This window comes from Candidatus Poriferisodalis multihospitum, assembly GCF_028283155.1.
Classification (GTDB): Bacteria; Actinomycetota; Acidimicrobiia; order Acidimicrobiales; family Poriferisodalaceae; genus Poriferisodalis; species Poriferisodalis multihospitum.
Genome location: NZ_JAPYOK010000089.1, coordinates 14,523 through 28,835 on the forward strand (window position 1 = coordinate 14,523; position 14,313 = coordinate 28,835).

The 14,313-nt window shown below is 68.2% G+C and carries 11 protein-coding genes; 5 read left to right on the forward strand and 6 right to left on the reverse strand.

What is annotated here, in order from left to right:
* Positions 1–191 precede the first annotated feature (191 nt).
* Positions 192–2,537, reverse strand: a complete 2,346-nt coding sequence (locus VI480_RS09025; RefSeq protein ID WP_323672499.1) for a molybdopterin-dependent oxidoreductase — start codon at positions 2,535–2,537, stop codon at positions 192–194.
* Between the two features lie 179 nt (positions 2,538–2,716).
* Here VI480_RS09025 and VI480_RS09030 point away from each other — a divergent pair, with 179 nt between their 5' ends.
* Positions 2,717–2,917 (forward strand): ferredoxin, encoded by a 201-nt coding sequence (locus tag VI480_RS09030; RefSeq protein WP_416246666.1) that lies wholly within the window; start codon positions 2,717–2,719, stop codon positions 2,915–2,917.
* Positions 2,918–2,952: 35 nt separating this feature from the next.
* Here VI480_RS09030 and VI480_RS09035 read toward each other — a convergent pair whose 3' ends face one another.
* Together VI480_RS09035 and VI480_RS09040 are read right to left on the reverse strand one after the other, a co-directional pair.
* Positions 2,953–3,840, reverse strand: coding sequence for a 3-keto-5-aminohexanoate cleavage protein (locus tag VI480_RS09035; RefSeq protein ID WP_323672501.1), 888 nt, complete (start codon positions 3,838–3,840; stop codon positions 2,953–2,955).
* A gap of 88 nt (positions 3,841–3,928) precedes the next feature.
* Positions 3,929–6,367, reverse strand: a complete 2,439-nt coding sequence (locus VI480_RS09040; protein WP_323672502.1) for a xanthine dehydrogenase family protein molybdopterin-binding subunit — start codon at positions 6,365–6,367, stop codon at positions 3,929–3,931.
* A gap of 98 nt (positions 6,368–6,465) precedes the next feature.
* Between VI480_RS09040 and VI480_RS09045 the strand changes: the two genes are divergently transcribed.
* Positions 6,466–7,275 (forward strand): methyltransferase domain-containing protein, encoded by an 810-nt coding sequence (locus VI480_RS09045; protein ID WP_323672503.1) that lies wholly within the window; start codon positions 6,466–6,468, stop codon positions 7,273–7,275.
* Positions 7,276–7,294: 19 nt separating this feature from the next.
* Here VI480_RS09045 and VI480_RS09050 read toward each other — a convergent pair whose 3' ends face one another.
* The gene (locus tag VI480_RS09050; protein WP_323672504.1) at positions 7,295–8,221 is read right to left on the reverse strand and encodes a carbohydrate kinase; all 927 of its coding nucleotides are present in this window, start codon (positions 8,219–8,221) and stop codon (positions 7,295–7,297) included.
* Between the two features lie 61 nt (positions 8,222–8,282).
* Between VI480_RS09050 and VI480_RS09055 the strand changes: the two genes are divergently transcribed.
* A complete protein-coding gene (locus VI480_RS09055; protein ID WP_323672505.1) occupies positions 8,283–9,881 on the forward strand; it encodes an AMP-binding protein in 1,599 nt (532 codons plus the stop codon).
* Between the two features lie 112 nt (positions 9,882–9,993).
* Here the strand turns inward: VI480_RS09055 and VI480_RS09060 are convergent, their stop codons facing one another.
* A complete protein-coding gene (locus tag VI480_RS09060) occupies positions 9,994–11,823 on the reverse strand; it encodes a vWA domain-containing protein (RefSeq protein ID WP_323672506.1) in 1,830 nt (609 codons plus the stop codon).
* A gap of 259 nt (positions 11,824–12,082) precedes the next feature.
* On the reverse strand, positions 12,083–12,682 hold the full coding sequence (locus tag VI480_RS09065; protein WP_323672507.1) for an HhH-GPD-type base excision DNA repair protein: 600 nt from the start codon (positions 12,680–12,682) through the stop codon (positions 12,083–12,085).
* Here VI480_RS09065 and VI480_RS09070 point away from each other — a divergent pair.
* Both VI480_RS09070 and VI480_RS09075 read left to right on the forward strand, forming a co-directional pair.
* Positions 12,681–13,232 carry an HIT family protein gene (locus VI480_RS09070; protein ID WP_323672508.1) on the forward strand — a complete coding sequence of 184 codons (552 nt, stop codon included), beginning with the start codon at positions 12,681–12,683 and terminating at the stop codon, positions 13,230–13,232. The genes VI480_RS09065 and VI480_RS09070 overlap by 2 nt on opposite strands.
* Positions 13,232–14,221: a hypothetical protein gene (locus tag VI480_RS09075; RefSeq protein ID WP_323672509.1), complete on the forward strand. Its 990-nt coding sequence runs from the start codon at positions 13,232–13,234 to the stop codon at positions 14,219–14,221. Before VI480_RS09070 ends, VI480_RS09075 begins: the two co-directional genes overlap by 1 nt.
* Positions 14,222–14,313: the final 92 nt, after the last annotated feature.

Below are 14,313 nucleotides of genomic sequence, written 5' to 3' on the forward strand. Positions count from 1 at the left end.
GGCAGGCAGCCGAGGGTCCGATGTTGACCCGCGTTTCCGATGACTCCGAAGGCTGCAACTGACCTATCCGCGCCGCACTTGGCACCGGGCGTGCCGCCTTGGACAGCGACATCCTGGGAAGTGGCCGTTACCCGAGCACCGTCGCGATGCAATTTGACCTCATGGAGCCAGCTGAGTTGCTTCTGGGTGGCTCAACCGGCGACTGGTTCGAGGGCTACCCGGACGTGCTTGTGGTGCGGGGTGAGTGACAGCCAGTCGCGGTCTTCGATGTCGGTGAGCTCGTTGACGGCCACGCCGTGGATCTTGTGCTCGCCGTCCTCGTCGGGATACTCGGTGCCGAACCCGTGGGGGAGTGTCACGTGGCCGGCCATGACCGTGTCGGTGACCTCCGCAGGTGCTTCGGCCTCGCCCCGCTTGGAGACGATCCGCACCCGGTCGCCGTCCACCACGCCGAGCGTGGTGGCGTCGTCGGGATTGATCCGCAGCGAGCCGGCCTTGTCCTTCTTGCGCCACTCGGGATCACGGATCACATCGTTGGCGTTGGACGACCGGCGCTCGCCCGCTGAGAGCACGAACGGGAAGCGGTCCTGGCCGATGGCCGGTTCCTCGTCGGCCAGCGACCGGAATTCGTCTTCGAGCTCCTCGATGTACAGGTGGATCTTGCCGTCGGGGTGTGCGATGCGGTCCCACGTCTGGGAGTACTCGCTGACGCTGTAGATCATTCCCGACGGCGAGTCGACGAGCTTGTCGAACAGGTTGCTGGCCAGATCCAGCCCCTCGCCCTCGACGCCCGCAGCCCGCACCTCGTCGGGGTAGCGCATCGAAGCCTGCATCGCAGAGCCGAACATGATCGCCGCGGGCGCCATGTTGCCCAGCGTCGGCCCCAGCGAGTCGTACAGAACGACCGGCAGCTTGGCCCCCACATCAGGATCGGACGTCGACGCCTGCCCCAGCGCCTCGATGAAGGCCTCACGACCCTGCTGGGCGGCATCAGCCAGTCCATCGGTGCCCGCGGGGCGCCCGCCCATCGCAGCCACCAGCCGGCTGTGGATCTCGGCCTCGGGCAGCGACTCGCCCAGCGGCTCGAGGATCGGGTGGCGCACCTGGAAGTAGTTCGCAGGCATCTCGCCGGCGAAGAACGTCGCCTCGGGCTTCTCGTACTGCGAGCAGGCCGGCAGGACGTAGTCGGCCGCCCGAGCCGTTTCGGTCATCGCGACGTCGATCACCACCAGGCACTCCAGCTTGGCGAAGGCCTCGCGGAACCGTTTCGAGTCGGGCAGCGTGTGCAGCGGGTTCGCCGACTCCACGATCATCCCCCGGAAGCGGTTCGGGTGATCTGTGTCGATGCAGTCGGGAATCGCCGCGCAGGCGACGAGGCCCGAGAGCATGGCGTTGCCGGTGACGGGGTCGGCCTCGCCCTCGCCAGAGTGCCCGCAGATCGGGGCGAGCCGCAGCGGCAGGTTCATGCCGCCCGGCTTGGCGAAGTTCCCGGTCACCAGGTACAGCAGCCGCTGCAGCCAGCTGTTCAGCGTGGAGTGGGGCGCCATCTCGATGCCGAGGTCCTCCTCGGTGGACAGCGACTTCGCCGTGCCCATCGTGCGTGCCGCCGCACGCAGCTCAGCCTCGTCGATGCCGCACTTGCGAGCACAGTCGGCGATGTCGGCACCCGAGATCAGGTCGCGCAGCTCGTCCCAGCCGGTGCAGTGATCGGCGAGGAACTTCTCGTCGGTGAGCCCCTCTTCGACCATGATCGCCAGCAGCGCCGCCAAGGCCCACGCATCGGTGCCGGGTCGGACCCGCAGGTGATGATCAGCCATCGCCGCCGTCTCGGACACCCGCGGGTCCATCACCACGAGCTTGCGCTCATCGTCGTTGCGGATCTTGTTGAGCTCGTTGCGCGACTCAGGGAAACCGTGGCTCTGCCAGGGGTTCTTGCCGATGAACACCGCACAGTCGGTGTGCTCGAAGTCGCCCAAGGCGCCGAGGTTCTGCTTGCCGAACATCTTGCCCTGCGCCCAGAACATGCCGGTCTTCTCCTGCGCGAGCGCATTCGAGCGGTACTTGACGCCCAGCGTCTGCAGCACGCCGCGGGCATACGCGCCGGGGAAGTGGTTGCCCTGACCGCCGCCTCCGTAGTACAGGATCTTGTCGCCGCCGACCGAGTCACGGATGCCGGTCAGACGCTCTGCGACTTCGGCGATCGCGACGTCCCACGACACCTCTTCGAAGGTGCCGTCGCTGTTGCGCCGCAGCGGGCTGCTGATGCGGTCGCGCCCGTTCTGGTAGTAGTCGATCCGCAGCGCCTTCTCGCAGGTGTAGCCCTTCGAGGCGGGGTGCTCCTTGTCGCCGCGCACACGGGTGATCTTGCGCCCGTTGAGCCGTACCTCGATGCCGCAGTTGTTGGAGCAGAGCACGCAGGCTGTCTTGTGCCAGACCTTGGTGGGGTCTTCTTCGGCGCCGTTGGATTGTGCAGCGGCGGCGCTTTCGCCAGCGCGCTTGGCGCGGAGTGCTGCGAGTCGGGCGTTGGCATCGGACATGGCGTTCCTTCGACGGCAGGAGGCGTGGACACGACAAGGCTACGGCGCAGCGGTGTTCGCTGCCGGATTTGCAATGACGCCTTGCTCGCCGGGCCGAGCACACATCCGCGCTAGCTTCGGGCCATCCGGGGCACCGCCGCGCCCCGCCGACACTCGGCCCCAGCGGCCTGCAGGAAGGAATGCACGTGCGGATCAGTGTGGATGCCGACAAGTGCCAAGGTCACAACCGCTGCTATTCACTGGCGCCCGAGCTGTTCGACGTGGACGACTACGGCTACGCCACCGCGGCCGGCGATGGCGAGGTGCCCGCGGGCATGGAAGACAAGGCTCGCCTTGCTGCGGCGAACTGCCCCGAATATGCGGTGCTGATCGAGGAGTAACCCCGCCAAATCAGCCAGGCACGACGGAGCGTCCCTCAGCGCCGCTTCAACTCGAGCTTGTCGCGGACCTCTTCGGGTCCGATGACCCGGTAGTTCATGGCTTCCAGAATCTGCTTCGCTCGTGCAGTCAGGTCGGCGTTGGTCGCCAGCCGACCGCGTTCCAGGTACAGATTGTCTTCGAGCCCGACCCGGGCGTTGCCGCCGGCCACCGCTGCCAGGGCCACGTACGGCAGTTGGTCGCGCCCCAGCGCGAACGCCGAGAATGTCCAGTCGTCGGGCACGTTGTTGACCATCGCCATGAACGTATTCAGGTCGGGCGGGGCGCCCCAGCGGATGCCCATGCACAGCTGCACCATGACGGGCGCTTCGATCACTCCGGCCTCTACCAGCGCCTTGGCCTCCCACAGCTGGCCCGTATCGAAGGCCTCGATCTCGGGGCGCACGCCGAGCGCTTGGATCTGGCGGGCCATCTCCATGAGCGTGTCGTGGGTGTTGGTGGCCACGTAGTTGCCCTCGCCGAAGTTCATCGTGCCGCAGTCGAGCGTGCAGATCTCCGGCAGCAGTTCGCGAACGTGGACGAGGCGCTCGGTGGCGCCGGCCATGTCGGATCGCACCGGGTCGGGCGGCAGCGGCTGCTCCACAGAACCGATCACGAAGTCGCCGCCCATGCCGGCAGTGAGGTTGAGCACAACGTCGGTGCTCGATGCCCGCACACGCTCCACCACTTCGCGGTAGCAGTCGACGTCGCGGCCCGCGTCGCCGGTGATCGGATCGCGCACGTGCACATGGCAGATCGCAGCGCCTGCATCGGCGGCGTCGATGACGTTCTGGGCGATGTCGGCGGGCGTGTAGGGCACCTTGTCGGACTTGCCCACAGTGTCACCCGCACCGGTCACTGCACAGGTGATGAAGACGTCAGGCATCGCAAATTGTCTCACAGCCCGCCCGGATGGCCGGTCCATCTGATCGGCACCGTGCAGTCGTGTACTGAGTCGCCTGTGCGCCGGTCGCTCAGATGCCTTCGGCAGCGGCGAGACCTTCGGGATCGACGTCCTGGCCGGCCGCCATGGCGGCGAAGATCTCGGGCGGTTCCTGCCAAGGATCAGCCGGGCTGCCGGCTCTGGCCGCCTCAATTGCCTCCCACACGCGCTGGGGGTTCATCGGCATGTCGATATGCCGGACTCCCAGATGCGCCACGGCATCGATCACCGCATTCTGCAGCGCCGGCGTCGACCCGATCGTGCTGGCCTCGCCGATGCCCTTCGCTCCCAGCGGGTTGAGCGGCGAGGGCGTCTGGGTGCTGTGCACCTCGAAGCTGGGGAACTCGGCGGCCGACGGGAACAGGTAGGTCATCAGCGTGCCGGTTTGCGGGTTGCCGTCGGCGTCGAACACCACTTCCTCGTACAGCGTCTGCGCTGCGCCTTGGGCGATGCCGCCGTGCTGCTGGCCCTGAAGCAGCAGCGGGTTGATCACCGTGCCGGCGTCGTCGACCGCGATGTGGCGCAGGTAGTGGATTTCGCCGGTGTCGGTGTCGACCTCCACCACCGCGACGTGCGCGCCGAACGGGAAGCTGGCCTCGCCCTGATCGAAGTCGAGCTGCGCTGCGAGCCCCGGGTCGATGGGCTCGCCCCGTTCGGCCGCATTGCTCTCGGCCTCGGTCGGGTCGCCGAGCAGTGCATCTGGTGCATCGTCGACCGCCGCGGCCAGCTGTGCCCAGTCGACGGATCGGGCCGGCACGCCGGCCACGCTGAACGTGCCCACCGCGGCGTCGAGCACGATGTCGTCGACGCTGGCCTCGAGCAGGTGCGCCGCCAGCCGCTGGGCTCGATCGATGAGCACGTCGGTGGCGTTGGCGACCGCCGAGCCGCCCACCTGAACCGAGCGCGAGCCGCCGGTGCCGCCGCCGCGCGGCACGAGGTCGGTGTCTGACTGGATGAATCCGATGCGCTCCACATCGATGCCGGTACGGGCCGAGACGATCTGGGCGAAGGTCGTGTGATGACCCTGCCCATGAGCGCTGGTGCCGACGCGGATGGTGGCACCGCCGTCGGACTCGATACGCACCGCAGCGAACTCGCTGGTCAGACCGCCGGCGGTGATCTCCACGAAGCTGGCGATGCCGATGCCGAGCTGGCGCACATCGCCGCGCTCGCGCCGGGCGCGCTGTTCGGCTCGCAGATCGTGGTAGCCGGCGAGCTCGACGGCACGCCGCAGGGGCAGGGCGTAGTCGCCGCTGTCATAGGTGACGCCGGTGAGCGTGTCGAAGGGGAAGGCATCGGGGGAGATGAAGTTGCGCAGCCGGATGTCGATGGGATCGATGCCGGTCTCGATGGCGGCCTGATCGACGAGCCGCTCGAGCAGGGCGGCCGCCTCGGGCCGCCCGGCGCCCCGGTAGGCGCCGGTGGGCGTCGTATTGGTGACCGCCGTGGCCACGTCGAACCGGATTGCGGGAAAGGCGTAGGTGCCGTTGGACATCCGCTTGGTGCCCGCTGGCAGCATCGTGCCGATGTTGGGGTAGGCGCCCGTGTCGCCCACCAGGCGCACCCGCAGCCCGGTGAACGTGCCGTCGTCGCGCACGCCGAGCTCGGCGTACTGCACCTGCGCGCGGCTGTGCGCCAGCGTGGTCATGTCCTCGCTGCGCCCCGGCGTCCAGGTGACCGGGCGGCCCAGCCGGTCGGCCAGCGCCGCCACCACGGTGTGCTCGTGGTACAGGCCGGCCTTGGCGCCGAAACCGCCGCCGACGTGGGGAGCGATGACACGGAGGCGCTGGGCATCCCAGCCGAGCGCGCCTGCCAGCTGCATCTTCGTGAGGTGCGGCATCTGCGTCGCGCAGTACACGGTCATGCGGCCGTCGTCGCCGGGCACGGCTGCACACGAGTTCGGCTCGAGCGGCACTGCGGCGATCTTCTGGTTGACGTACCGGCCCCTCACGACATGTGCGGCGCCGTCGAGCGGGTCGACGCCCGGCGGGTCGGTGATCTCGGTGGCGACGTTGTTGGGCCGCCCGTCGAAGAGCGCCGGCGCGCCGGGGGCGAGCGCAGCTTCGGCATCGGTGGCGGCGGGCAGCGGCTCGTAGTCGACGGCCACGAGCTCGGCGGCGTCGACGGCCTGGACCAGGGTCTCGGCCACGACAACGGCCACCGCTTCGCCCACGAAGCGCACCTTGCCGTCCGCAAGCGGGGCGCGGGCGAACTCGTCGGCAACCTTGACGAACCCGTGGTGCGGGGCCACACCGAGCTCTGCTGCGGTGACGATCTCGATCACGCCAGGCGCCCGGCGTGCCTCGCTGGTGTCGATGCCGCCGATATGCGCGTGGGCGACAGGGGAGCGCACGAATACCGCGTGGCATATGCCGTCGGCGTCATGGTCATAGACGTAGCGACCGCCCGCGGTGAGCAGCTCGGGGTCCTCGCTGCGTCGTACTTCGTTGCCCAGGATCGATCCGGCCATGGGCGGCGAGGCTATCTACGGGCCGTCACACCAGTCCGGACGAGTGCGGTCGTTGCGCTGCCGCCGTGACCGGCGGCACTGTGCCGTACGCTGCCGCCGTGACCGGCGGCGACGTGTACACCCACGGCCATCAGCCCGCGGTGGTAGCCCAGCATGCGAGGCGCACCGCCGAGGACTGCGCAGCGTTCGCGCGTCACGTCATCGAGCCCGACTCCCGGATCCTCGATGTCGGCTGCGGTCCGGCCTCGATCACCGTCGGCTTGGCTCGATGGGCTGAGCGCGGCCACGTCACCGGCATCGAAGTGACCGACGAGATCTTGGCGACTGCCGCGGCCACGGTCGCTGAAGCCGGCGTCGAGAATGTGACGCTGGCCAACGAGTCGGTGTACGAGCTGCCCTATGACGACGGTGCGTTCGACGTGGCGTATGCGCACCAGGTCTGCCAGCACCTGTCCGACCCGGTGGCGGCGATTTCCGAGATGGCCCGTGTGGTCCACCCCGGCGGCTGGGTGGCGGTGCGCGATTCGGACTACTCGACGATGCGGGGCTATCCCTCGAGCACCGAGATCACCCGCTGGCGGGAGGTGTACCGGCAGGTCTGCCGCCACAACAACGCCGAACCCGATGCCGGCCGGCATTTGTTCGCGTGGTTCCGCGCTGCGGGCCTTCCCGAGGTGCAGATGTCGGCGTCGGTGTGGCAGTTCTGGACGCCCGAGACGCGGCGCAACTGGGGCTACTCATGGGCCGATCGGTGCCTGAACACAAGCTTCGCTCGTCAAGCCGTCGACTACGGCTATGCGACGTCGGCCGAGATGGAACAGATTGCCGCTGGCTGGCGAGTATGGGCCGACCATCCAGACGGCTACTTCCACTTCATTCACAGCGAGGCACTGGCGCAGGCCACCTGAGCCCGCAGCGCCTTGCTCGCTAGGCGCCGCCTTCGTACTCCTTGAGTGCCAAATCCAAATCCCGGGCATCGGGTGGGTCTGCGCCTGCACGTGTGCAGGTGAGTGCCGCTGCCACAGCCGCACGCTCTGCGATGGCTCGCCATTGCCGCAAGTCGAGCGCAGCGAAGGCAGTCCGGTCGGCGCCGAGCCGCTCCCACAACGAAGCCAGCACAGCGCCCACAAACGCATCTCCGGCGCCCACCGTGTCGACGACGTCAACCTGAGGGGCAGCAACCTCGAGCTGGCCCTCCGCGGTGTACACGGTGACGCCATGGCCGCCGCGGGTGATGATCACCGTCGCTATCCGGCCGGCAAGCAGCTCTGCGGCGCAGTCCTCGGCGGCACGCCCGGGCCAGATCCACTCCAGGTCCTCATCGGAGGCCCGGTAGAGATCGCAGACACCCAGCCAGCGCTCGTGGAAGCGATGCCACCGGTCTCGATCCTCGATGATGGCGGGCCGGACATTGGGGTCGAGCGAGACGAGGCCGTCGTGACGCTCGGCAAGCGAGGCCAGGACGTCGGCGGTGCGCCCGCGGAACATGCCGAGCGTGCCCCCGTGCACTATGTGCGGGCCCGGCCCGAGCGCGGCCAGATCGGCCGACCCGAGTGCGGTGTCGGCGGTGTTGCTTCCTTCGAACCGGAACGACGGGTTCGGCGTGAGGCTGATGATGGCTCGCGCCGTGGCTTCGGGACCTCGTTCGGATGCTCGCACGTTGACTTGGTTGCGCTGCAGGTGCTTCCAGATGAGCTCTCCGCCGGCGTCGGTCGACACCCGGCCGACAAACGCGCTCGGCGCACCCAGTCGAGCTGCCGCGACGGCGGCATTCATCGGTCCGCCGCCGGGCACTGAACGGCGTTCATCGCCGTCGAGCACGTCGACCAGTGCTTCACCGCAGCACACGATCACGAAGCAAGTCTGGCCCCTGCGTCTCGTCAGCGACCGCTTCGGAACGGCAAGACTGTCCGCCGTGGACAGCACGATTCCCGACAACTACCCCGCATTGGTGGAACGGGCCGCAGCAGCCTTCGGTGACACCGAGGCGATTCGCGACGGCGACATGTCTATGACGTTCGCCGAGTTGGCTCAGCGCACTTCCGCATGCGCAGCGGCACTCGTGGCCAATGGCCTCAAGCCGGGTGACGCCGTTGGCCTGTGGGCGCCGAACGCATGGGAGTGGGTGATTGCGGCCATGGGGACGCTGAGGGCGGGCGGCGTCATCGTGCCGGTCAACACCCGTTTCCGGGGCCGCGAGGCGGCGTACGTGCTCGATCGGGCGCGGGCGAAGCTGCTGTTCACCGTGGTGGGGTTCCTCGGGTACGACTACGTGCGCGACCTCGAGGCCGCCGCGGCCGAAGGTCACACCATCGATTCGCTCGAACGCACGGTGATCCTGCGCGGTGACACCCCGCCGGGCACGACCTCGTTCGAGGACTTCGTCACCGCAGCGACGACCGAGGGACACAAAGAAGCCGCCCGCCGTGCTGCGGCCGCTACCGGCGACGATCTCGGGTTGGTGATGTTCACCTCCGGCACGACGGGGCTGCCCAAGGGCGTCATGATCCGGCCCGGGGCGATCATTCGCGGCTTCAGCCAGTACGCCGACGAGCTGAGCATGCGGTCCGGCGATCGCATGCTGGTCATCAACCCGTTCTTTCACGCGTTCGGATTCTGCGGCTCGATCACGCCGTGCATCGTGAGAGGGGCCACGATCCTGCCTCATCCCGTATTCGAGGTTGAGGCTGTCCTCGAGCGGATCCAGTCCGAACGGGTGACCGTGCTGCCGGGCCCGCCTGCGATCTTTCAGTCGATGGTCAACTTCGCGGGACTCGACCGGTACGACATATCCACTTTGCGCTCGGCGATCACCGGAGCGGCGGCGATTCCGGTGGAGACGGTGGTGGCGATGCGTGAACGGCTCGGCTTCGAGACAGTCATCACTGCGTTCGGCATGACCGAGACGCACGGTCTGGCCACGATCTGCTCGGCAGGCGACCCGCCGGAGCTGGTGGCCTCCACGAGCGGGAAGGCGCTGGCGGGCATCGAGCTGCGCGTGGTGGATGACGACGGTCGAGACGTGCCGGCCGGCGAGCCGGGCGAGCTGCTGGTGCGCGGCTACTGCGTCACCACCGGCTACCTCGACGATCCCGAGCAGACCGCCAAGACCATCGACGCTGACGGCTGGCTGCACACCGGCGACATCTGCGTGATGAACGAGCTCGGCTACATCGACATCACCGACCGCAAGAAGGACATGTACATCAACGGCGGCTTCAACGTGTACCCCGCCGAGGTGGAGAACGTCATGTCCGAGCATCCCCAGATCGGCCAGGTGGCGGTCATCGGCGTGCCCGACGAGCGGCTCGGAGAGGTCGGCGCCGCATTCGTGGTGCCGTCGCCGGCTAGCGCTCCTGAAGCCGATGCGCTGCGGGCGTGGTGCCGGGAGCAGATGGCCAACTACAAGGTGCCCCGATATTTCTGGAACGTCGAAGCGCTGCCGCTGAACCCGTCGAACAAGGTGCTCAAGACCGACCTTCGCGAGCTGGCCGCCGAACGTCTCGGCGCCTAGCGCAGCTGGCACGGGCGCGGCGGCGCCCCGGCTAACGCTCCTGAGCCGATGAGCGCTGCCGGGGCGTCGCCCGGACCGGTCCGGGCGGCGGGACAGCCCGGGCCGATTCGATCTACTGCAGGCGCCGGGCGGCGTCGATCAGCCGGGCCAGCTCAGCCACGTCGTCGCTGCCCCGGAAATCTCGAGCGACGGCGTCGGCTTCCCTGCTGAGGATGCGCATGGACCAGTCGTCCACGAACCAGCTGTCGCGCAGCACCTCGGCGAACTCGGCGGCCACGGCAGCCAGCCGGAAGTGCCGGTCGGCATCGTCGAAGCTGCGGTGGGTGTCGCGGGGCCTGATCGTGGCCGATGTCTCGGTGATCCGCTCGCTGGCCGGACGCTGGTAGCGCAGCGTCACCTTTGCCAGCGTCTCGCTGCTGCGACGGCTGCGGCTGTCGAGCTCGACCAGCGCCAGCTCGTACAGCGCAGTGGCGCTCTGGCCGATGGCGACCTCGCCGGCGTCGACGGCGTCATTGCGGAAGTCCCGATCGGCCACGTCGCGGTTCTCGAAGCCCAGCAGCCGGTAGGCGGCCACGGTGTCGGGGTTGAAGATCACCTGCATCTTGGCGTCGCGGGCCGCAACCGAGACGAACGAGGTGATGTCGCCGCCGAGCAGCCGCCGCGCCTCGTCGTGGTTGTCGATGTAGTGGTAGGAGCCGTCGGCCCGGTTGGCGAGCTGCTCCATCAGCTCGTCGTTGAACGGGCCGAGCCCGACGCCGATCGTGGACAGGCCGATGTCGGAGCGCTCGCCGAGCTGGCGCAGGATCCGGTCGGTCTCGGTGGCGCCCACGTTGGCCACGCCGTCGGAGAACAGCAGCACGAGCACATGGCGTCCCCGGCTCGCTTCGCTTTCGGCCATGCGGAAACCGGTCACGAGGCCGTCGGCGACGTTGGTGCTGCCGCCGGGCCGCACATCTCGCTGGATGCGTCGCATCAGGTCGTCATGGTTGCGGCCGGCAGCGGACGGCCTCGCAACCGTGCGGGCGTGGTCGTCGTAGGCCACCACACCCACCCGGGTCTCGGGCTCGAGGCCTTCGAGCAGCAGGTCGACGGCGTCATAGACCAGCTCGATGCGCCGGGTGCGGTAGTCGCCGGTGCCGGTTTCCTGGTTCATCGAGCCCGAGCTGTCGAGCACGAGGATGATGCTGTCGGGCTCCACGGCGTCGGACACAACGTGCGGTGCCTGCACGCCCACCCGCAGGAGCAGGTCGCCGTCGTCTGCGAACGGCGACGGCGCGGCATCCACGTTGATCGTGAACTCGTCGATCTCGTCGGGGTAGCCGCCGTCGAAGTAGTTGACGAACTCCTCCACCCGCACGGCTTCGAACGGCGGAAGCTGGCCGCCGTCGAGGAAGTTGCGGGCGACGGTGTACGACGCCGTGTCGACGTCGAGTGCGAACGTCGAGAAGGGATCGTCGGCGGTGTCGACGAACGGGTTCACGCCGTAGTCCACGAAGTTGTCCGGGTCGATGTGGCGTCGACGGGGCGGCTCGTAAGGCTCATGGTCGGGCTCTGGGGCTGACTGCGCTGACCCGGCTTGCGACAGTCCGCCGCCTGAGTACTGGCCTCCCGATTCGTCCGACATTTCCTCCTCGGCCGATCCGCCGGCGATGGCCGCCTCGATGTCCTCTTCTGCGGCTGCGCCGCCGAGCGCCCCCGATTCCTCGTCGTCGGCCATGTCCTCGGAGTACCGGGTCGTATCCGGACGTTCCCGACCGCTCGAGGCAGCGGCCGTCGTCTGAGTGATTGCGTCGCCATCCGGCGTCGCCGCTGTCCCGTCGGCATCGGTGTCGGCCGACGTGCATGCCACTGCTGCCAAGCAGAACGCCAGCAGGACGGCGGCGATTCGCCAAGCGAATCCGCGGGTTCGTCTCGGTCGGTCCGGTGTGCGGAAGTGCAACATGTCAGTCCCCCTTGTGTCAGTTGCCTTCGGCCGCTCGAACCCTGCAGACGTGCTGCGGGACGTGCGACTTGATGGCCCGACGCCGGTGCGGGGGAGTGCGTTCCGCCTATGTCAGAGGAGCAACAGCGTTGTCACGGAGGCGCAAATTTCGACGATGGTCCGACACAGGTACGCAACAGAACGCAACCCTCGTGCCTGCGCGCCCAAGCCGGGAGAACGGTTCAGATCGTGTCGAAGACCGCCGGAGCCGGCCGGAGGCTCAGTCTTGTTTCGACTTGCCGGCGGCCTTCTGCTTCTTCTTCCAGATGCGGACCTCGGCCAGCGCGTCAGGACCGTCGATGTCGGCCACCGAGCGCGGCTGGCGGTCGGCGAACGGGCCGGCCGCGGCCTTCCAGCCGCGGGGCGCAACGCCGAAGCGCTTGGCCAGGATCGCTACGAAGATCTTCGCCTTCTCGTCGCCGTAGCCGGGGAGGGCGCGCAGCCGGTCGTACAGCGCCTTGCCGCTGCGCACATCGGCCCAGATGGCGCCCGCGTCACCGTCGTAGTGCTCGACGAGGTGGCGGGCCAAGTCGCCGCAGCGCTTCGCCATCGACCCGGGGAAGCGATGCACCGCTGGCTTGGTCTTGAAGGCCGCCTCCAGTTCATCGGGATCCATCTCGGCGATGGAGGCAGGCGAGAAGCGGTCACCCAGCCGTTCGGCGAGCAGCGCCGGCCCTTTGAAGGCCTTTTCCATGGGGATCTGCTGGTCCAGCATCATCCCGAGCAGCAGCGCAAACGGGTCGTCCAGCACCAGCTGATCGGCCACCGGATCGCCCGTGACCGCCAGCGTCCCCCGGCTGTCGCCCATACTGCTTGCCATGCAGCCGCACGCTACCGCCACTGAATTCGAGTGGCAGTACCGCCACGCGGCCACAGCGGCCAGAATGCGGCAAATGGGGGAGTGCGTGTTCTGCCGGATCGTGGCTGGTGCTGAGCCGTGCCACGTCGTCTACGAGGACGAACGCCATCTTGGATTCTTGGACATCTTCCCCAACACGGAGGGCTTCAGCGTGGTGATCACCAAGCAGTGCTTGCCCAGCGACATCGCACGAGCAGACGATCACGTCGCTGCGGGGCTGTTCGAGGCAGCGCGCCGGGTTGCTGTCAAGATCGCTGCTGCGTACGACGATGTCGACCGTTGCGCGATTGCGTTCGAGGGCATGATGATTGATCACTTGCACGCCAAGGTCATCCCGTTGCATCGGACTGCCGGCCTGCAGCCGAGCCCCGAGTCGGGAACGACGGCCCGTGGTGACCGGTACTTTGAGGCGTACCCCGGCTACGTGACCACCGAGATCGCAGCCAGTCGGGCCAACGACGAACACTTGGCTGCCGTTGCTGCCAAGGTCAACTCGCAGGACAGGCGTTGATGGGCGAGGCGATTCCCTTTCCGCAGACGCAGCCGCGGGGCTACGAGTGGCTGGACGGCGAGCCGGCGTTCGATCCTGTCCGGCATCTGCAGCTGGAGGAACCCGCCGAGGTGCTGATGCTGGCCGACCTCGGCTACGACGCCGCCGAGGTTGCCACGAAGGCCACACCGGTGGCGCTGTCGTCGCCGTTCCGGATGCTGAGCGACGAGGGTGCGGCGATCATGCTGGAGACCGCCCGGCGGCTGCGCTGTTTCATCCGCCCGGCGGGCGAGCGCATCGAGCGGACTGTGCGCGGCGGCTGCTACCGCTCACGCTGGCTGCGCGATCTCTGCCTCAGCCCCGAGGTGACAGCGCACCTCGAAGCGATCTACGGCATCGAGATCGCCCCGCATCCGATGCCGGTGCACCTCGGCCACATCAACTATGAGCCGTCGCGGATCGACGTGGGCATCGACAAGTGGCATCACGACACGTTGCCGCTCGACTACGTGCTGGCGGTGACTGATCCTGCGCAGGTTGCCGGCGGGCGTTTCGAGTGGTTCGGGGGCACCAAGCACGAGGCCGCAGCGCTGGCCGAGGCTGGCGAGCAGGTCCCGACTGAGCGGACCGTCGCTCCCGAGTTTCCCGGACCGGGCTATGCCGTGGCGCTGCACGGCGACATGGTGGTGCACCGCGCCGGCCCGCTCGACGAGATGTGCGAGCGCATCTCGATGGTGAACGGTTACGTGGCGACCGGTGCCGCTGTCGACGAGCAGAGTCGCACGTCCGACCTGATCGGCATCGACGACCCAGAGACGCTGTGGACCGAGTGGGCCAAGTTCGCGGCATGGCGGAGCAAGGATCGCCTGGCGCATCTGATCGACGAGCTGGAGTTCACCTCCGACCGCGACGCCGTCATCGCCCAGTTCGAAGGCGCGATCGGTGATGCGCAGCGTGCCGTCGAAGAGATGCGCGCCGGTGAGAAGGGCCTGCTGCACTACGGCGACTGACCGTCCGGACTCGCAGCAGAGCGGGCTGTTGCGGCACTGCGAGCGGCCCCTCGGCTCAGCGGCAACCCCGCGGTATTGCCGAAGCGTGAATG

Excerpts from the sequence above, each read along its gene's own strand:
- VI480_RS09025 (WP_323672499.1), bottom strand. The coding sequence starts at position 2,537 with ATGTCCGATGCCAACGCCCGACTCGCAGCACTCCGCGCCAAGCGCGCT.
- VI480_RS09030 (WP_416246666.1), top strand. The coding sequence starts at position 2,717 with ATGCACGTGCGGATCAGTGTGGATGCCGACAAGTGCCAAGGTCACAAC.
- VI480_RS09035 (WP_323672501.1), bottom strand. The coding sequence starts at position 3,840 with ATGCCTGACGTCTTCATCACCTGTGCAGTGACCGGTGCGGGTGACACT.
- VI480_RS09040 (WP_323672502.1), bottom strand. The coding sequence starts at position 6,367 with ATGGCCGGATCGATCCTGGGCAACGAAGTACGACGCAGCGAGGACCCC.
- VI480_RS09060 (WP_323672506.1), bottom strand. The coding sequence starts at position 11,823 with ATGTTGCACTTCCGCACACCGGACCGACCGAGACGAACCCGCGGATTC.
- VI480_RS09070 (WP_323672508.1), top strand. The coding sequence starts at position 12,681 with ATGCAGCCGCACGCTACCGCCACTGAATTCGAGTGGCAGTACCGCCAC.
- VI480_RS09065 (WP_323672507.1), bottom strand. The coding sequence starts at position 12,682 with ATGGCAAGCAGTATGGGCGACAGCCGGGGGACGCTGGCGGTCACGGGC.
- VI480_RS09075 (WP_323672509.1), top strand. The coding sequence starts at position 13,232 with ATGGGCGAGGCGATTCCCTTTCCGCAGACGCAGCCGCGGGGCTACGAG.